Below are 17,416 nucleotides of genomic sequence, written 5' to 3'. Positions count from 1 at the left end.
GCATGCAGACAGTCTGTCCACTGAGACGTCTGTCCACCAAGCGGACGTCTCGAATGCCGAGACAGTTGTCCGCACTGCAAGACGAACGGAGAGCTTCTCGCGGGATTCCAGCGAAAATTCACACGGCCGGTTGGGCCCTCTCGACGATCGCCTCCAGATCGAGTCCGCGGGGCAGGGTGCCGAAGGTGCCTGCCCACTGGCCGCCGAGCCGTGAGGCGCAGAACGCGTCGGCCGCCGCAGGGGTGGAGTAACGGATCATCAACGCCCCCTGCAAGATGGCTGCCATCCGCGACGCCAGCCAGCGCGCCGAGGCCGCGGCGTCGTGGGGGTCGGCGAGCCGCTGGAGGACCTCGGACGCGGCGGCGTCGAGCCGGGCGTCCTCGCCGCGGACCGTGCCGACCTCGGTGCGCCAGGCCTCGAGGGCGCCGTCCTCGCGCGAGAGCGCCCGCAGGACGTCGAGGGCGTTCACGTTGCCGCTGCCCTCCCAGATCGAGTTCAGGGGCGACTCGCGGAACAGCAGTGGCATGCCCGACTCCTCGGCATAGCCGTTGCCGCCGAGGCACTCCAGTGCCTCGCCGACCATCATCGGCGTGCGCTTGCAGACCCAGTACTTCTCCAGGGCCAGTCCGATGCGCCGCAGGTTGCGCTCGTGCTCGTCGTCGGGGCGGTCCATGGCGGCGGCGAGTCGCAGTCCCGCGAGCATGCCGGCCTCGGACTCGAGCGCCAGGTCGGCCAGCACGCCGACCATGGCGGGCTGGTCGATCAGGCGGGCGCCGAAGGCCGACCGGTGTCGAGCGTGCCAGGCCGCCTCGGCGAACGCCTTGCGCATGATCGAGGCCGATCCGAGGATGCAGTCCATCCGCGTGGCCGAGACCATCTCGAGGATCGTGCGGATCCCACGACCCTCCTCGCCCAGGCGCACGGCCCACGTGTCCTCGAACTCCAGCTCGCTGGAGGCGTTCGACTTGTTGCCCAGCTTGTCCTTGAGGCGCACGATCGTCAGCGGATTGCGCGAGCCGTCGGGCAGCACGCGCGGGACGACGAAGCACGTGGAGCCGGCGTCGGTCTGGGCCAGGACGAGGAACACGTCGTTCATCGCCGCCGAGGTGAACCACTTGTGGCCCGTGAGTCGGTACTCGCCCCGGACGTCCGTGGCCTTGGCCAGGGTGCTGTTGATGCGCAGGTCCGAGCCGCCCTGCTTCTCGGTCATGCCCATGCCGGCGAGGAGGCCCGCCTTGTCCTGCGGAGCGCGCAGGCCGAAGTCGTAGGTGGTGGAGGCCAGGCCGGGGGTCCACTGCGCCGCGAGCTCGGGGTCGGTGCGCAGGGCGGGGACGACCGCGTACGTCATCGTGATCGGGCACATGTGTCCCTGTTCGACCTGGCCCCAGGTGTAGAAGCCCGCAGCGCGGCGCAGGTGGGCTGCCGGCCGGTCGGACGTCCACGGCTCGGCGGTGAGGCCGAAGCCGACGCCGCGCTCCATCAGCCAGTGCCACGAGGGGTGGAAGCGGATCTCGTCGATCCGCCGGCCGAACCGGTCGACCGGCTCGTGGACCGGGGGATAGGCATTGGCCAGGTGCCAGTGTTCCCGTGCCTCGGCGGTGCCGGCCAGTGCGCCGATGGGCTCGAGGTAGGTACGGATCTGGCCCGCCTGGTCAGCGCCGAGGGCGCGAACCGCATCCATCAGGGGGAGGTCCGCCGTCGCGATGTTGACGTCGTCGAAGGGCACGGCCTGGTTCTCGGGGATGCGCTGCACGGGATCCATGGGCCCACCGTAGAACGTGATGCGGACAACAGGTCGACCATTGCACGCGTGCTATGGACATGCATAGCACGCATGCGATACCGTCCCGGCATGCGAGGACCGATCGAGCACGACCACTTCTACGAGGGCATCGCCCAGCAGGTGGTCGAGCAGCGCACGCTGCGTCGACTCTCGCAGCGTGAGCTGGCCGACCTGTGCGGCACGACCCAGTCGGCCATCGCCCGATTCGAGTCCGGCTCACGCCCGCCGAAACTCGACACCCTGCTGCGCATCGCCGCTGCACTCGACTGCGAGCTGAACGTGACGTTCCGCCCTCGCACCCGACCCGTGAAGGAGTCCTGATGAGCACCCGAGTCGACACCGAGGAGATCGCGACCACACGCAGCGAACGCGTGCTGGCGGTCGTCCTCGCGCTGTTCCTGTTGGTGGGAACCGTCTGGTTCTACGTCCAGGTGCCCGAGTGGGTCGACGACGCGCTGGGCGACACCTCCTCGCTGAACGCCGCGGAGTCGATCGAGAACGAGAAGGACGAGGCACGCTGGGCCGCCGAGTCGGCCCGGGACGACGCCCAGGCGGCGCTCAACCTGGAGCGTGAGGAGTACAAGGTGGCGCTGCAGGAGGGCAGCGGCGTCGCCGAGGCGCGAGCCGACTACGACGAGGCGAAGGTGGAGTACAACCGTCGTCAGGCCGAGCTGAAGCAGGCGAACGCCGAGTGGGACGCGGCGTCGCAGAAGGCGGATGAGGCGCGTGCGCACCAGGAGCGCGCGAGCCGCTCCGGGTCGAGCGCATGGCTGGTGGCCGGCATCCGGCTGGTCTTCATCGCCGGCTGGATGGTCGGTGCCTATCAGCTGCTCGCATGGTTGCGCCGGCGCGAATCGCGCTACGTCACGCTCGTGTACTCCGGTGCGATCGTCGGCGCGGTCATGGCGCTGGTCTTCGCCGTCGACTACATCACCGACTACATCGACCCGCTGGACCTCGGCCCGTTCGTGCTCTCGGCGATCGGCGTCGTCGCGACCGTCATCGCGTTCCGTGTCCTGCAGCGCTACCTGGCCGCGAGGTTGCCAGGACGCCGGGTGCGCAAGGGGGAGTGCCCGTTCTGTGGCTTCCCGCTGCGCGAGGCGGGGCTGGCGGACGGTCCTCACTGCGGCGGGTGTGGGCGCGACGTCGTGGCGCCGTGCTCGACGTGTCATGCGCCGCGACGCGTGGGCTCGTCGTTCTGCGCCCGCTGCGGCACGGCGTGACGGCCGTCAGGCGCGGGTGAAGCGCTCCGACAGGTCCGAGTTCTGCAGGACCTGGTCGCGCAGGAACCGGCTGCCCTCGTTGTTGGGGTGAATGCCGTCCGGGGCCTGCTCGAGGTTCAGCGGGCTGGTCTTCACCCACGTGAACCCGTACCGCTCGGCGGCGTCGCGCACGATCGGCCGGATGATGCGGCCCTTGCGTGCCTTGGACGTTCCCCAGGGGCTCATGACGTAGACGTCGGCGCGCGGGTGGTCCAGCTGGTCCCACACCTCGGCGAGATCGGCGAAGAATGCGTCGGCGGCCGACTCGATCTGCGTGCGGGTGGCCTCGACCAGGCGACCGTCGGCGGTGCAGCGGCGCCAGTCGTTGCGACCACCTTCGACCACCATGATGCGCGGACGGGCCGTGGCCACGGTGTCGAGCCGGGCGCGGTAGCGGGTGCGATCACAGGCGACGCCGCGGGACAGGAACCCGGTGCCCCCTTCGGCCACCACCTGCGGCTCGAGCCCGAGATCCTGGGCCACCATCGCCCACCAGCCGGGATAACGGCTGCGCCGGTCGCCGTAGTACGAGGAGTAGGAGTCGCCGACCACCAGCATCGTGGCCCGCTCGGCCGCGGCGGTCGGGGTGATCGTGGCCGGTGCAGCCGCCGGGGACCCGGGGGCCGCGGCGCCGGCGCTGGTGACCAGGGCCGCCAGGGTGGAGGCGATGCTGAGGACGACGAATCCGGCACGACGGCGGGGCCAGTGGGCACGGGACGTCACGCCAGATCCTCCAATGGGTTGTACCGATGAGTGGGGCGACGACAACGACCCGAGTCGCGGTCACCGGCGAGTCATGATCATACGCCGTGCCGCGCCGAGGTCCATGCAGGTGCATCCGTGAGGAGTGAGGTGCCCGAGGCCGCGCCTCGGCAGTCGGGGAATCATGCAAGAAGGCGCCGGAATCTGTGGATTCCGACGCCTTCGTCTTGTGGGCGATACTGGGTTTGAACCAGTGACCTCTTCCGTGTCAGGGAAGCGCGCTACCGCTGCGCCAATCGCCCGTGGTTATTCATTTTTTCCTGCGAGGTGGGTACGGGATTTGAACCCGTGTAAACGGATTTGCAGTCCGTTGCCTCGCCTCTCGGCCAACCCACCGATGGATCATGGGCCTGCCGAGACCCTCTCCGAGCGGATGACGGGATTCGAACCCGCGACCCTCACCTTGGCAAGGTGATGCTCTACCACTGAGCCACATCCGCGCTGGCCGTTTTACCGGCCGAGAGAAAACATTAACCGATGTCTTCCGAGCATCCAAAACCGGGTCGGCATATGGTCGATCCATGAAGGCTTGGGTGGATGGGCGCTTGCTGGAATCCCCGCGTGAACGAGCGATCAGCGTGCTCGATCACGGACTCGTCGTGGGCGACGGCGTGTTCGAGACGGCGGCGGTGATCGACGGCGAGCCGTTCGCCCTGACGCGTCATCTGGACCGGTTGGTGAGATCCGCCGAGGGCCTGGGGTTGGCCCGACCCGATGTCGACGCCGTGCGCGAGGGGGTCGCCGCGACGATGGCCGGTCAGGAGCTCCCGTTCGGCCGCATCCGCATCACGGTGACGTCCGGGCCCGGGCCCTTGGGGTCACCGCGGGGCGACGCAGGGCTGACGCACGTTGTGGTCACCGAGCCCGCCGAGCGGCCCGGACCGGTCAGCTCGATCGTCACGGTGCCGTGGACGCGCAACGAGCGTGGCGCACTGGCTGGCCTGAAGACGACCTCCTACGCCGAGAACGCCAAGATGGTCGAGTACGCCCACGCTCGAGGTGCCTCCGAGGCCGTCATGGCCAACACGCGCGGCCAGCTGTGCGAGGGGACCGGCTCGAACATCATGTACGTCCGCGACGGGCGACTCGTGACGCCGACGCTCGAGTCCGGCTGCCTGGCCGGCATCACGCGTGCACTGGCCATCGAGTGGCTGGCGGGCGAGATCGACGTCGTCGAGGAGGACGCCCCGTTGGAGGTGCTCTTCGAGGCCGAGGAGGTGATCCTCGTCGGGACCACGCGGACGGTCCAGGCGATCAGTCGTGTCGACGACCGCGAGCTGTCCGCGCCCGGCCCGATCACCCGGCGGGCCCAGGAGATCTGGCGGCTCAAGGAGGCCGAGTCGACCGACCCGTGACAGTGGCCCGCGTCGGTGTCAGACGTCGTCCCTAGTGTCGTGTCCATGACCTCGACGACCGCCCCGGGCGACACGGTGATCGCGCTGATGCGCGACGCCGCGCACGCCGTGCGGTCGGTCACCGCCACCAAGGCGGACGAGCTCCGGGCCTTGGTGGCGGCACGCGATGCGATCAATGCGGCGATCAGCGAGGGCCTGCTCGAGATGGATGAGACCGCGGCCCACCGCGACGAGGACGCCGCGACGATCCAGACCTGGGCACGGCGCGAACTGCGGTTCGACGGCGCCGAGACGCGCGCCCGGCTGCGCTCGGCCCGCACCATGCGCCGGCTCCCGGACGTGGCCGAGCACCACCGTCACGGCCGTGTCTCGGCTGCGCACGTCCGGGTGTTCGACTTCTCGGTTCGGCATGTGGGCGAGTCCGAGACGCGCGAGCTCGAAGGCGCGCTCCTCGAGGTCGCCCGCTCTGCTGAGCCTGCCGAGCTCAAGCAGGTGGTGCGCCGCTTCAAGGCCGTCGTCCATCCCGAGGCCTTGGACGACGCGTGGCTGCGCGGCATGGACCGGCGTGATCTGCAGGTGCACCAGGTCGAGGACGGGTGGCACGTCCACGGGTTCCTACCCATCCAGACCGGCGCGCGCCTCCACGCGGTCCTCGCCTCGGCGTCGGTGCCCACCGAGGCCTACGACGACCGCACGGCCGCCCAGCGCCGTGTGGACGCGCTCGACGACCTCCTGGCGCGCGTGCTGGCCGAGGGCCTGCCCACCGACGGCACCCTGACGCCGCAACTGCACGTCATCGTCGAGGCCGGCACGCTGCGCGAGGCGCTGGCGCCCGGTGCCCAGTCCTCGTTCGCGGCGGGGGAGCCGGCCACGCTCGTCGGCTTCGGCATGATCGGCGCGAACCTGCTGCGCCATCTGGCCTGCGGGGCGACCCTCACGCCGGTGCTCGTCGAGAAGATCGAACCGAACCTGCAGATCCTCGACATCGGCCGCGCCGAGCGGTTCGCGACCCGCCGCCAACGTCACGCGATCTGGCTCCGCCAGGGTGGCGAGTGCGCCACCGAGGGGTGCCGCAACTCGATCGACCACATCCACCACGAGATCCCCTGGTCCCTGGGAGGGCCGACCGATCTCGGCGCGATGACCGGCCGCTGCGCCGTGTGCCACACGCACGTCCACGCCCGCGACGGCACCATCCGACGCGTCGCCTGAGCGGCGGCCGGGATCGAAGTCATGCCCCCCATTCGTGTGGGGCGGGGGGAGTGCGTTAGGCTGGTCGTCGCACTCGGGCGATTGGCGCAGTGGTAGCGCGCTTCGTTCACACCGAAGAGGTCACTGGTTCGAACCCAGTATCGCCCACCCGAGAAAGCCCTGGAATCGCAACGGTTCCGGGGTTTTCGTCTTTGCGAGGGCTGTTCCGAAGCCGCCGGGACTCCGCGAGCCGCCCCGGGACGGTCGGAACCTATGATCATGGCGTGAGCGCGCATCTCGTGGCGAAGGACCTCGCGGGCGGGCACGCGCACCGTGTCCTGTTCGAATCCCTCGACCTGACCGTCGCCCCGGGCGACGTGGTGGGCGTGGTCGGTGTCAACGGTGCCGGCAAGACCACGCTGCTGCGGATCCTCGCCGGTGACCTGGATCCGATCGACGGCTCGGTGTCGACGGCACCCAGCGACGCCTTCGTCGGATGGCTGCCGCAAGAGCACGAGCGGATCGAGGGCGAGACCGTCGCCCAGTACGTGGCTCGCCGCACGGGTGCCGCCGCCGCCAGCGCCGCGATGGAGCGGGCGGCCGAGGCGTTCGGGGAGGACGACCCGGAGGGGCTCATCGGGGACGCCTACGCACGTAGCCTCGACCACTGGCTGGCCAGCGGCGCCCCGGACCTGGACGATCGACTGCCGCCGATGCTCGCCGATCTGGGTCTGGACGTGGGCCCTGACGCGCTGATGACCTCGCTGTCCGGTGGGCAGGCGGCCCGAGCCGCGCTGGCCGCGCTGCTGCTCAGCCGCTTCGACATCGTCCTGTTGGACGAGCCCACCAACGATCTCGACCTCGCAGGCCTGGAGCGACTCGAGGACTTCGTGCGAGGGGCCCGCGCCGGCATCGTGCTGGTCTCGCACGACCGCGAGTTCCTCTCCCGGGTGGTGACGCGCGTCGTCGAGCTCGACCTGGCCCAGCAGCAGGTGGCGGTCTACGACGGCGGCTACGACGCGTTCCTGGAGGAGAGGGCGATCGCACGTCGGCACGCCCGGGAGACGTACGAGGAGTTCGCCGACACGAAGGCCGACCTGGTCCGTCGCGCGCGCACCCAGCGCGAGTGGAGCTCGCAAGGGGTCCGCAACGCCATCAGGAAGGCGCCCGACAACGACAAGATCCGCCGCAAGGCCAGCGCCGAGTCCTCGGAGAAGCAGGCCCAGAAGGTCCGCCAGATGGAGTCGCGGATCGCGCGGTTGGACGAGGTGGCCGAGCCCCGGAAGGAGTGGCAGCTGCAGTTCTCGATCGGCAGCGCCCCACGTCCCAGCTCGGTGCTCGCGACCCTCGATGAGGCCAGCGCGACCCTCGGCCGGTTCACCTTCGGCCCGGCGTCACTCCAGGTCAATGCCGGGGACCGGATCGGTGTCACCGGTCCCAACGGCGCCGGCAAGACGACCCTGCTGCGGCTTCTCCTCGGCCGGATCGCGCCCACCAGCGGACGGGCGAGCCTGGGTGCCACGGTCGCCATCGGCGAGATCGATCAGGCCCGCACAGGACTGGCCGAGGACCTCCCGCTGGGCACCGCGTTCGAGACGGTCGTTCCACAGATGGCTCCCGCCGACGTCCGGACGCTGCTGGCGAAGTTCGGTCTGCGGGCCGAGCAGGTCACGAGCCTGATGGGCAGGCTCTCGCCGGGCGAGCGGACGCGGGCCGCGATGGCACTGCTCCAGGCGCGCGGCGTCAGCCTCCTCGTCCTCGACGAGCCCACCAACCACCTCGACCTCCCGGCGATCGAGCAGCTCGAGGAGGCCCTCGAGTCCTACGACGGCGCCCTGCTGCTCGTCTCGCACGACCGCCGGCTGCTGGACAACGTCCGGCTCGACCAGCGCTGGCACGTGGACCACGGCCGGGTCACCGTGGTCCACGCGGGCTGAGCCCTCGGGCCGCTCAGCCGAAGAGTGCCCGCTCGACGGTGCCGAGCCGCACACGCTGAGGGTGGTCGCCGACCGGCAGGTAGGCGATCTCCTTCTTCGTCTTCACGTCCAGGACGGCGACGGCGTCGGAGTCCGACAGCGAGATCCAGCACGTGTCGCCCAGGCCCTCGGTCGTCCAGTAGGGCTTCAGGTAGCTGTGCCCCGTGGTGGTGCTGTCGAAGAAGGTGGCCGCGCCGGTGGCCCGGTCGACGAGCGCGGCATAGTCGTCCATCGTGCCGGCGGCACACAGGGTCGTGCCGGAGTCGTCGATGGACAGGCCGTGGTGCGCGGAGTCGTTGACGTAGTCGGTGATGGGCATCTTGGGCACGCGGTTGGGCAGGGGGATCAGCCGCGTCACGGCGCCGGTGCGGGGCTCGGCGATCTTGCCGGTGGAGTAGTCGACCTTGCCGTTGACGTCCGCGGCCTGCGTGTCGAACTCGACGATCCCGTGGTACCAGGAGACCTGGAAGTAGATGAAGCGCTCACCAGGGGCGATCGCCATGGGGCGCACGGCCGAGCTCATCTTGGGGTGACCCGCCTCGGCGAGCTCCTTGCCCATGTCCCAGCGCTTGTCGATCCCGAAGTCGGCGTTGCGCACGATCTCGAACCAGCGGTCGCCCTTGGTCCAGTCGCCGCCGGGACCGTCGAAGGACGTGTAGGCCGAGCCGATCGACGCGTGGTAGATGCGCTGGCCGTCGTCGGAATAGTTGTTCTCGTGCGGGGTGTCGCCCGACTCGAAGGTGCGCAGGCGATCGCCCATCTTGACGGCCTTGCCGTCGGGCAGGGTCTGGTCGACCATGGCGAACTCGATGACCTGGCGCTCCACCGAGTCGCTCACCAGCAGTCGCTTGCCGTCGGGGGAGAGGCCCGCGTGATCGCTGCGATACCCGTCCATCGGCGTCTCGGCGACGATGGAGTTCGGGTCGCCGGCGACGGCCTTGGCGATGTCGATCCACACGACGTCGGCGAAGCTCGGGCGCGAGACGGCGAGGTACTTGCCGTCCTGGGTGCTGAACATGTCGTCGACGAACTGGTCGTGGCCCTGGCCCGGTCCCACCCGAACCGCGGTGAAGGTGATCAGGCGCAGCGGGTTCCGGGTGATGTCGCGCATCTCCTGGGCCTTGTCCGGGATCAGGTTGATGCCGGACTTGAGGATCTCGGGGTTGCGGGCGTCCACGATCGACGCGGTGCCGGCCCAGTTGTTGCCCACGAACATCACGTCGCGGAGCGAGTCGGGGGTCGCGGTGTCAGCGCTGTTGGCCGCCCCGGACGAGGTCAGAGCGGCGGCGGTGACGGCTGCGGTGAGCGTCGCGGCACCGCGAAGGATGCGTGATTTCAGGGGCATGGGTGGATCATGCACCCGATGTAACTCGCAGTGACACCCCCGATCTCACTCTGTGGTGATCTGGGTCACACATGGGGCGCCAGGGGTCGACTCTCAGACGTCGGCGGTGAAGCGGTACCCGATGCCCGGCTCGGTGACGAACAGCCGCGGATGGGCCGGATCGGACTCCAGCTTGCGGCGGATGCTCGCCAGGTGGACGCGCAGGTAGTTGGTCTGACGCTCGTAGCCCGGTCCCCAGACGGCCCTGAGCAACTCGCTCTGGCGGACCAGCCGGCCGTGCTTGCGGGCCAGTGCCGCGACGATCTTCCACTCGATGGGCGTCAGGTGGATCTCCTCTCCGGCGCGGGTGGCCCGGGAGTCCGCGACGTCGAGGCTCAGGTCGCCGACGCGCAGGGACAGGCCCGGCTGCTCGGCCCCGGAGCGGCGTGTCATGACGCGGATCCGCGCGAAGAGCTCCTCCAGCGAGAACGGCTTCGTGACGAAGTCGTCGGCCCCGAGGTCGAGCGCCTCGACCTTGTCGTCCGGCTCACTGCGCGCCGACACCACGATCACCGGCACGGCCGAGAACGCGCGCAGTTGGGTGAGCACGCCGATCCCGTCGATGTCGGGCAGTCCGAGGTCGAGCAACACGACGTCGGGCAGGCGCTCGTGAACGATCTGCAACGCCGAGCGCCCGTCCCCGGCCGTCTCGACCTCGTAGTCCCGCGCGCGCAGGTTGATCGCCAGGGTGCGGCAGATGGCGGGATCGTCGTCGACGACCAGCACGAAGGTCATGGCAGTTCCTGCGCTCGGGGGAGGTCGATCACGAAGGTGAGCCCGCCTCCTGGGGTGTCCTCGGTCCTGATGCTGCCACCCATGGCCTCGGTGAGGCCGCGCGCCACCGCCAGCCCCAGCCCGACGCCGTCCTGACCGGGGACGTCGCCGAGGCGTTGGAAGGGCACGAACAGGCGACCCTGGTCGTGATCGGCGATGCCCGGTCCGTGATCGGAGACCCGCACGAACACCCGGCCGTCCGCGGCCGTGCCGTCGACGCGGACTGCCGCCTCCGCAGGCGTGTACTTCAGAGCGTTCTCGCAGATGTTGGCCACGACGCGATCGAGCAGGCCCGGGTCTGCCAGCGCGAACAGGTCGGGGGCGAGGTCGACGGCGATGCGCTCGCTCCCGGGGAGGTGGACCAGGGCGTCGCGGACGGCGTGCTCGAGGTTGACCTCCGTCGGGTGGGCGGTCACGGCGCCGGTGTGGATGCGGCTCATGTCGAGCAGGTTGGTCACGAGAGCCGTCAACCGGTCCGTGGAGGTCTCGATGTTCTCGAGCAGCTCGGTCCGGTCCTCGGGCGAGAGGTCGAGGTCCGTGTTGCGCAACGTCGACACGGACGCCTTCGCGGCCGCCAGGGGCGAGCGCAGGTCGTGCGACACGGCGGCCAGCAGCGCCGTGCGGGTGCGGTCGGCCTCGCTCAGCCGCAATCGCTCGACGTCGGCCGCCCGGGCCCGGCGCCGCTCGGTCATGACCTTCGCGTAGGCGGCGTAGGCGTTGAGCAGGCTGCGCTCGGACGCCGTGTGGCGGCCGCCGCGCAGGACCAGCGTGGTCGCGTCGTCGATCGCGGTCGACATGTCCGCGGCGTCGACCGACCGGGGTGCGTCGCCGATGCTCGCGATGGTCTCGCACCGCCCGGCCTCGGTCCGCCGAACGATGGCCGCGCCGTCGGCCCCGAACAGCTCGCACGCCGAGCCCAGGAGCCCGGTGAGGTCGTCACTGGAGTTGAGCAGGCTGTGCGCCAGCACCGTCAGGGAGTCGGCCTCCGCACGTGCCCGGCGGGCCTCACTCGCGCGGCGTGCGGAGTGGTCGACGACGGTCGCCACGGCGATGCCGACGATCACGAACAGCACCAGGGCCAGGACATTCCCCGGCTCGGCGATGGTGAGCCGCAGCAACGGCGGCGTGAACAGCAGATTCAGCAGCAGGCCGGACAGCAGCGCCGCGAGGACGGCCGGGACGAGACCGCCGATCAGCGCCGTCGCCACCACGACCGCCAGCAACGCCATCGACTCGGAGGGCAGGCCGGACTCGTCGCCCATGAGCTTCAGCACCAGGCTCAGGAGCGTGGGGCCGACCAGCGCGAAGAGGTAGCCGGCGACACGACGGCGGGTGCTCAGCGTCGGCCCCGGTCTGGCCGGCCCGGCGCCGCGGCGTCGCGCGTAGTCGTGGGTCACGATGTGCACGTCGACGTCGCCCGACGTGGCGATGAGACGCTCGCCGAGACCGGGGCGCAGGAGGGTCGCGGTCCGGCTGCGACGGCTGGCGCCGATGAGGACCTGGTTCGCGTTCTCGGCCCGGGCGAACTCGAGGATGGCCTCGGCCGCATCGTCGCCGACGAGGGTGTGGAAGGTGCCGTCCAGCTCCTCGGCCTTCGTGCGCAGGGCTGCGAGCCGATCCGGTCCGACACCGCTGAGGCCGTCGTGGCGCGTGACGTACAGCGCGAGCCACTCTCCACCGGCCCTGCGGGACGCGATCCGGGCGGCGCGCCGCATGACGGTCAGCGACTCGGGCCCGCCGGAGACGGCCGCGACGATGCGCTCGCGCGTCGCCCACGTGCCGGTGATCTCGTGTTGGTCGCGGTAGCGCTCCATCCCGTCGTCCACCTGGTCGGCCAGCCACAGCAGGGCCAGCTCCCTCAGGGCCGTCAGGTTCCCCTCCCGGAAGTACTGCGACAGCGCCGCGTCGACCTTGTCGGCCGTGTAGACGTTGCCGTGCGCCATCCGCCGGCGGAGCGCCTGGGCGCTCATGTCGACGAGTTCGATCTGGTCGGCGCCCCGGACGACCTCGTCGGGGACGGTCTCGCGCTGGCGGACACCGGTGATCGACGCGGCGACGTCGTTCAGCGACTCCAGGTGCTGGACGTTGACCGTCGTGACGACCTCGATCCCCGCGTCCAGCAACGCCTCGACGTCCTGCCACCGCTTCGCGTGGCGGCTGCCCGGCACGTTCGTGTGCGCGAGCTCGTCGACGAGCACGACCCGCGGGGAGCGGGCCAGGATCGCGTCCAGGTCCATCTCCGTCTGCATCGTGCCGAGGTAGGGAACCTGCGCGCGCGGGACCATCTCCAGGTCTCCGACGAGCTCGGCCGTCCGGGGCCTGCCGTGAGTCTCGACGTACCCGATGACCACGTCGGTCCCGCGGTCACGGCGGCGGTGCCCCTCGTCGAGCATCCGGAAGGTCTTGCCGACGCCGGGCGCCGCGCCGAGGTACACCCTCAGCCGCCCCCGGTCCGCTGAACCTGTCACGGCCCCCAGTCTCCACCCTGGGCGACCATCACGGACGTTCCTGTGCGATCGCCAGGTTGAGCTCGAGCACATTCACGCCGGGCTCGCCGAGGAATCCCCAGGACCGGCCGCTCGTGGCCGACTCGATCAGCCGGGCGACCCGCTCGGGGGTCAGGTCGTTGGCGCGGGCGACGCGGTCGGCCTGCAGCCGTGCGTACTCCGGGCTGATGTGCGGATCGAGTCCCGAGCCGGAGGCGGTGAGCGCGTCCGCCGGCACCTGCTGCGGATCGACGCCCTCCGCCGCGGCGACGGTGTCGCGGCGCTCGGCGATGGTGGCCATCAGGTCCTCGTTCGAGGGGCCGAGGTTGCTCGGCGCGGAGGCCAGCGTGTCGTGGTCGTTGGGGGAGGGGCGCGAGTGGAACCATCGCTCGCCCTCGAACTGCTGTCCGAGCAGCGCCGATCCCACGACCTCCCCGTCCAGGCGGACCGGCTGTCCGGCGGCGTGGTCGCCCAGTGGTTGGGCCACGGCCCAGACGGCGGCGGGGTAGCCGACGCCCAGCAGGACGGTGAGGACGAGCAGCAGGCGCAGGCCGGCGGCGCTCTGGCGGACGAGGTCGGTCAGGAGGGAGTACATGAGCATGATCAGCCGATTCCGGGGATGGTCGAGACGAGCAGGTCGATGAGCTTGATGCCGATGAACGGGACGACGAGGCCGCCCAGTCCGAAGATGGTCAGATTGCGGCGCAGGACCGCCGGGGCCGACGCGGCGCGGAAGCGCACACCACGCAGGGCCAGGGGGATCAGCGCCACGATGATGAGCGCGTTGAAGATGACGGCCGAGAGGATCGCCGACTCCGCCGTCGCCAGCCCCATGACGTTGAGGGCCTCCAGTGACGGGTACGCGGCGACGAACATCGCGGGGATGATCGCGAAGTACTTGGCGACGTCGTTGGCGATCGAGAAGGTGGTCAGCGCACCACGCGTGATCAGCAGCTGCTTGCCGATCTCGACGACGTCGATCAGCTTCGTCGGGTCCGAGTCCAGGTCGACCATGTTGCCGGCCTCCTTGGCCGCGGCCGTCCCGCTGTTCATCGCCACGCCCACGTCCGCGGCCGCCAGGGCGGGCGCGTCGTTGGTGCCGTCGCCGGTCATCGCGACGAGGTGGCCCCCGCGTTGCTCCTTGCGGATGTAGGCCAGCTTGTCCTCGGGGGTCGCCTCGGCGAGGAAGTCGTCGACGCCGGCCTCCTTGGAGATCGCCCGGGCGGTCAGCTCGTTGTCGCCGGTGACCATCACGGTGCGGATGCCCATCGCCCGCAACTCGGCGAACCGGTCGGCCATGCCGGGCTTCACCACGTCCTTGAGCTGGACGACGCCCAGAACCGTTCCGTGACCGGCGGCGTCCTGCTCCGCGATCACCAGGGGCGTGCCACCGCCGCGTGCGATGGAGTTGATCGTGTCCGTGACGTCGTCCGAGGGGGTCTGACCGAGCCACGCGGAGACGGCCGAGCCGGCGCCCTTGCGGATCCGGGTCCCGTCGGCGAGATCGATGCCCGACATGCGCGTCTGCGCGGTGAACTCGATGAAGTCCGCGCCAGCGGGTAGGTCCGCGTCGCTCGCGCCGCGCTCGAGGGCCAGCTCGACGATCGACCGTCCCTCGGGGGTCTGGTCGGCCAGGCTGGAGAGCCGGGCGGCGTCACGCATCCGCTCGTCGTCCACGCCCGGAGCGGCGATGAACGCGGTCGCCTGCCGGTTGCCGTAGGTGATGGTGCCGGTCTTGTCGAGCAGCAAGGTGCTGACGTCTCCGGCGGCCTCGACCGCCCGGCCCGACATCGCGAGCACGTTGACGCGCACCAACCGGTCCATCCCGGCGATGCCGATGGCGCTGAGCAGCGCACCGATCGTGGTGGGGATCAGGCAGACCAGCAGCGCGACGAGCACGACGAGCTCCTGCGGGGCGCCGGCGTACGTCGCCATGGGCGCCAGGGTGGCCACGGCGATGAGGAAGACCAGCGTCAGGCTGACCAGCAGGATCGACAGGGCGATCTCGTTGGGGGTCTTGCGGCGCGACGTCCCCTCGACCAGCGCGATCATCTTGTCCAGGAAGGTCTCGCCCGAGGCCGCGGTGATCCGCACGACGATCCGGTCCGACAGCACCTTGGTGCCGCCCGTGACGGAGCTGCGGTCGCCGCCGGCCTCGCGGATCACGGGCGCGGACTCGCCGGTGATCGCCGACTCGTCGACCGAGGCGATGCCCTCGACGACGTCGCCGTCGCCGGGGATGACCTCGCCGGCCTCGACGACCACGCGGTCGCCCACGGCCAGTTGCGTCCCCGGCACCAGCGTCTCGGCGCCGTGCTCGTCCAGGAGCCGGGCTCGGGTGTCGGTGCGGGTGGCCCGCAGGGAGGCCGCCTGGGCCTTGCCGCGGCCCTCGGCGACCGCCTCGGCGAGGTTGCCGAAGATCACCGTCAGCCACAGCCAGACAGCCAGGCTGATCGTGAAGACGTCCGGGTCGGCCAGGGCGGCGATCGTCGTGACGACCGAGCCGAGCCAGACCAGGAACATCACGGGCGAGCGCACGACGTGACGAGGATCGAGCTTGCGGAGCGCTTCGGGCAGTTGGCGTGCCGCCTGCCTCAGCAGGGACGGGCCGCCGGGTGCGGTCCCGGCGCCGGTCTCGGTGTCGGGGGTGCTTTCGGTCAGTGTCGTGGTGCTCATGCGAGTGCCTCCGCAATCGGTCCGAGGGCGAGCGCGGGGAAGTAGGTCAGGCCGGTCATGATGACGACGACGCCGACCAGCATCCCCACGAACAGCGGGGTGTGGGTGGGAAGGGTTCCGCTCGTGACGGGGACCTTGCCCTGCCGGGCGAGGGAGCCGGCCAACAGCAGGACCAGCACGATCGGGATCAGGCGCCCCAGCAGCATTGCGAGGGCCAGGGTGATCTGGAAGAAGTCCGAGGTGACGGTGATGCCGCCGAACGCGCTGCCGTTGTTGTTGGCCGCGGACGTGTAGGCGTAGAGGACCTCGCTGAACCCGTGGCCGCCCGGATTGCCCATCGCGTCGGCGGTGCTGCCACGGCTGATGGCGATGCCCGAGCCGACCAGCACGAGCGCGGGCGTCGTCAGCGTGTACAGCGCCACGTAGGTCATCTGCCGTGCGCCGAGCTTCTTGCCGAGCAGCTCCGGCGTCCGGCCGACCATCAGGCCGGCGACGAACACCGCCAGGATCGCCATCACGAGGATCCCGTAGATGCCGGCGCCGACGCCGCCGGGGATCACCTCGCCGAGCATCATGTTGACCAGCACGGTTCCGCCGCCGGCAGGCGTGAGGGAGTCGTGGGAGGCGTTGACCGCGCCGGTCGACGTGCCCGTGGTGACCACGGCGAACAGCGCCGAGGCCCGCTCGCCGAACCGGGTCTCCTTGCCCTCCATGGCCGCGCCGGCCGCCTGGCCGGTCGCCGAGTGCGCCCCCACCTCGGCCCAGGTCGTCACGGCGAGCGAGACCGCCCACAGGGCGACCATCGCGCCCAGGACCGCCAGACCCTGGCGGCGGTTGCCGAGCATCGTGCCGAGCGTGCGGGTCAGGCTGACCGGCAACAGCAGCATCAGGAAGATCTCGAAGACGTTGGTGAAGGCGGTCGGGTTCTCGAACGGATGGGCCGAGTTCGCGTTGAAGAACCCGCCTCCGTTGTTGCCGAGCTCCTTGATGGCCTCCTGGCTCGCGACGGGCCCACCGGTCAGCACCTGGGAGTGGCCGGCCAGCGTGTTCATGGTGGAGTCGCTGAAGCTCTGGACCACGCCGCCGGCGACGAGGACGACCGCACCGACGAACGCGATCGGCAGCAGCAGGCGCAGCGTCCCACGGGTCAGGTCGACCCAGAAGTTGCCGACGGATCCGTCACGGACGCGGGCGAACCCGCGGATCAACGCGATCGCGACCGCGATCCCGACGGCCGCCGACAGGAAGTTCTGGACGGCCAGGCCGGCCATCTGGGCGGTGAAGCCCAGGGTGGACTCGCCCGCGTAGGACTGCCAGTTCGTGTTGGTGACGAAGGAGACCGCCGTGTTGAACGACATCCACAACGGCATCCCGGGCAGGTCCCGGCTCATCGGCAGGGCGGACTGACCCATCAGGATCGCCATCAGGACGACGATGCTCACCAGCGAGAACGCGACCACGCTCACGGCGTACGACACCGGGCTCTGCTCGGTCTCGGGATCGACCCCGACGATCCGGTAGAGCCGCCGCTCGACGCGCGAGTGGCGGGTGCCGGTGAACACGCGCGCCATGTAGTCGCCCACGGGCACGTAGGCGACGGCGAGCAGGGCCAGCAGGAATGCGATCGACAGCAGACCGCCCACGGTGTCGGACACTAGAAACGCTCCGGGAAGATCAGGGCCACCAGCAGGTAGGCCGCCACGGCGACGACGACGGCGATCAACAGACCGCTCTCAGGACTCATGAGCCCAGCGAAGACCCGTTCGA

At 70.4% G+C, this 17,416-nt stretch carries 14 protein-coding genes and 4 tRNA genes; 6 read left to right on the top strand and 12 right to left on the bottom strand.

What is annotated here, in order from left to right; all coding sequences use genetic code 11:
* Positions 1-118 precede the first annotated feature (118 nt).
* Positions 119-1,762: an acyl-CoA dehydrogenase family protein gene (locus GL325_RS03285; protein ID WP_187768595.1), complete on the bottom strand. Its 1,644-nt coding sequence runs from the start codon at positions 1,760-1,762 to the stop codon at positions 119-121.
* A gap of 90 nt (positions 1,763-1,852) precedes the next feature.
* On the opposite strand from GL325_RS03285, the gene GL325_RS03280 reads away from it, so the two are divergent.
* Positions 1,853-2,104 (top strand): helix-turn-helix domain-containing protein, encoded by a 252-nt coding sequence (locus GL325_RS03280; RefSeq protein WP_154595189.1) that lies wholly within the window; start codon positions 1,853-1,855, stop codon positions 2,102-2,104.
* On the top strand, positions 2,104-3,006 hold the full coding sequence (locus GL325_RS03275; protein ID WP_187768594.1) for a hypothetical protein: 903 nt from the start codon (positions 2,104-2,106) through the stop codon (positions 3,004-3,006). Before GL325_RS03280 ends, GL325_RS03275 begins: the two co-directional genes overlap by 1 nt.
* A 6-nt stretch (positions 3,007-3,012) precedes the next feature.
* Here the strand turns inward: GL325_RS03275 and GL325_RS03270 are convergent, their stop codons facing one another.
* The 4 genes from GL325_RS03270 to GL325_RS03255 all read right to left on the bottom strand — a co-directional run bounded on the left by GL325_RS03270 (position 3,013) and on the right by GL325_RS03255 (position 4,247).
* On the bottom strand, positions 3,013-3,768 hold the full coding sequence (locus GL325_RS03270) for an SGNH/GDSL hydrolase family protein (RefSeq protein WP_187768593.1): 756 nt from the start codon (positions 3,766-3,768) through the stop codon (positions 3,013-3,015).
* A 209-nt stretch (positions 3,769-3,977) separates the two neighbouring features.
* Positions 3,978-4,049, bottom strand: a tRNA-Val gene (locus GL325_RS03265).
* Positions 4,050-4,072: 23 nt separating this feature from the next.
* Positions 4,073-4,143 (bottom strand) — tRNA-Cys (locus GL325_RS03260).
* A 32-nt stretch (positions 4,144-4,175) separates the two neighbouring features.
* Positions 4,176-4,247 (bottom strand) — tRNA-Gly (locus tag GL325_RS03255).
* Positions 4,248-4,328: 81 nt separating this feature from the next.
* Here GL325_RS03255 and GL325_RS03250 point away from each other — a divergent pair.
* From GL325_RS03250 to GL325_RS03235, 4 genes are all read left to right on the top strand, one after another.
* Positions 4,329-5,162 (top strand): aminotransferase class IV, encoded by an 834-nt coding sequence (locus GL325_RS03250; protein WP_187768592.1) that lies wholly within the window; start codon positions 4,329-4,331, stop codon positions 5,160-5,162.
* Between the two features lie 45 nt (positions 5,163-5,207).
* Complete coding sequence (locus GL325_RS03245) at positions 5,208-6,374, top strand: HNH endonuclease (protein ID WP_187768591.1); 1,167 nt, start codon at positions 5,208-5,210, stop codon at positions 6,372-6,374.
* Positions 6,375-6,449: 75 nt separating this feature from the next.
* Positions 6,450-6,521 (top strand) — tRNA-Val (locus GL325_RS03240).
* A 116-nt stretch (positions 6,522-6,637) separates the two neighbouring features.
* Positions 6,638-8,290: an ATP-binding cassette domain-containing protein gene (locus GL325_RS03235; RefSeq protein WP_187411870.1), complete on the top strand. Its 1,653-nt coding sequence runs from the start codon at positions 6,638-6,640 to the stop codon at positions 8,288-8,290.
* A 13-nt stretch (positions 8,291-8,303) separates the two neighbouring features.
* Here the strand turns inward: GL325_RS03235 and GL325_RS03230 are convergent, their stop codons facing one another.
* From GL325_RS03230 to kdpF, 7 genes are all read right to left on the bottom strand, one after another.
* Positions 8,304-9,674, bottom strand: a complete 1,371-nt coding sequence (locus tag GL325_RS03230) for a serine/threonine protein kinase (protein ID WP_230081287.1) — start codon at positions 9,672-9,674, stop codon at positions 8,304-8,306.
* Positions 9,675-9,767: 93 nt separating this feature from the next.
* Complete coding sequence (locus GL325_RS03225) at positions 9,768-10,448, bottom strand: response regulator (protein ID WP_154595184.1); 681 nt, start codon at positions 10,446-10,448, stop codon at positions 9,768-9,770.
* Positions 10,445-12,955 (bottom strand): ATP-binding protein, encoded by a 2,511-nt coding sequence (locus GL325_RS03220; RefSeq protein WP_255955469.1) that lies wholly within the window; start codon positions 12,953-12,955, stop codon positions 10,445-10,447. Before GL325_RS03220 ends, GL325_RS03225 begins: the two co-directional genes overlap by 4 nt.
* A 28-nt stretch (positions 12,956-12,983) precedes the next feature.
* The gene (gene kdpC, locus GL325_RS03215; protein WP_187768589.1) at positions 12,984-13,568 is read right to left on the bottom strand and encodes a potassium-transporting ATPase subunit KdpC; all 585 of its coding nucleotides are present in this window, start codon (positions 13,566-13,568) and stop codon (positions 12,984-12,986) included.
* A gap of 8 nt (positions 13,569-13,576) precedes the next feature.
* Positions 13,577-15,649 carry a potassium-transporting ATPase subunit KdpB gene (kdpB, locus tag GL325_RS03210; RefSeq protein ID WP_187768588.1) on the bottom strand — a complete coding sequence of 691 codons (2,073 nt, stop codon included), beginning with the start codon at positions 15,647-15,649 and terminating at the stop codon, positions 13,577-13,579.
* Positions 15,646-17,304: a potassium-transporting ATPase subunit KdpA gene (kdpA, locus tag GL325_RS03205; protein WP_187768587.1), complete on the bottom strand. Its 1,659-nt coding sequence runs from the start codon at positions 17,302-17,304 to the stop codon at positions 15,646-15,648. The genes kdpB and kdpA overlap by 4 nt, the downstream gene beginning before the upstream one ends.
* The gene (gene kdpF, locus GL325_RS03200) at positions 17,304-17,393 is read right to left on the bottom strand and encodes a K(+)-transporting ATPase subunit F (protein WP_154595180.1); all 90 of its coding nucleotides are present in this window, start codon (positions 17,391-17,393) and stop codon (positions 17,304-17,306) included. The genes kdpA and kdpF overlap by 1 nt, the downstream gene beginning before the upstream one ends.
* Between the last annotated feature and the right edge of the window lie 23 nt (positions 17,394-17,416).

The organism is Aeromicrobium sp. 636, from assembly GCF_024433585.1.
In the GTDB taxonomy this organism is placed as follows: domain Bacteria; phylum Actinomycetota; class Actinomycetes; order Propionibacteriales; family Nocardioidaceae; genus Aeromicrobium; species Aeromicrobium senzhongii.
This window is presented reverse-complemented; position numbering and strand designations above follow the sequence as displayed.

Bases quoted from the DNA above. Each gene is read 5' to 3' on its own strand.
- GL325_RS03225 (WP_154595184.1), bottom strand. From the start codon at position 10,448: ATGACCTTCGTGCTGGTCGTCGACGACGATCCCGCCATCTGCCGCACC.
- kdpB (WP_187768588.1), bottom strand. From the start codon at position 15,649: ATGAGCACCACGACACTGACCGAAAGCACCCCCGACACCGAGACCGGC.
- GL325_RS03285 (WP_187768595.1), bottom strand. From the start codon at position 1,762: ATGGATCCCGTGCAGCGCATCCCCGAGAACCAGGCCGTGCCCTTCGAC.
- GL325_RS03245 (WP_187768591.1), top strand. From the start codon at position 5,208: ATGACCTCGACGACCGCCCCGGGCGACACGGTGATCGCGCTGATGCGC.
- GL325_RS03275 (WP_187768594.1), top strand. From the start codon at position 2,104: ATGAGCACCCGAGTCGACACCGAGGAGATCGCGACCACACGCAGCGAA.
- GL325_RS03280 (WP_154595189.1), top strand. From the start codon at position 1,853: ATGCGAGGACCGATCGAGCACGACCACTTCTACGAGGGCATCGCCCAG.
- GL325_RS03230 (WP_230081287.1), bottom strand. From the start codon at position 9,674: ATGCCCCTGAAATCACGCATCCTTCGCGGTGCCGCGACGCTCACCGCA.
- kdpC (WP_187768589.1), bottom strand. From the start codon at position 13,568: ATGTACTCCCTCCTGACCGACCTCGTCCGCCAGAGCGCCGCCGGCCTG.
- kdpF (WP_154595180.1), bottom strand. From the start codon at position 17,393: ATGAGTCCTGAGAGCGGTCTGTTGATCGCCGTCGTCGTCGCCGTGGCG.
- GL325_RS03250 (WP_187768592.1), top strand. From the start codon at position 4,329: ATGAAGGCTTGGGTGGATGGGCGCTTGCTGGAATCCCCGCGTGAACGA.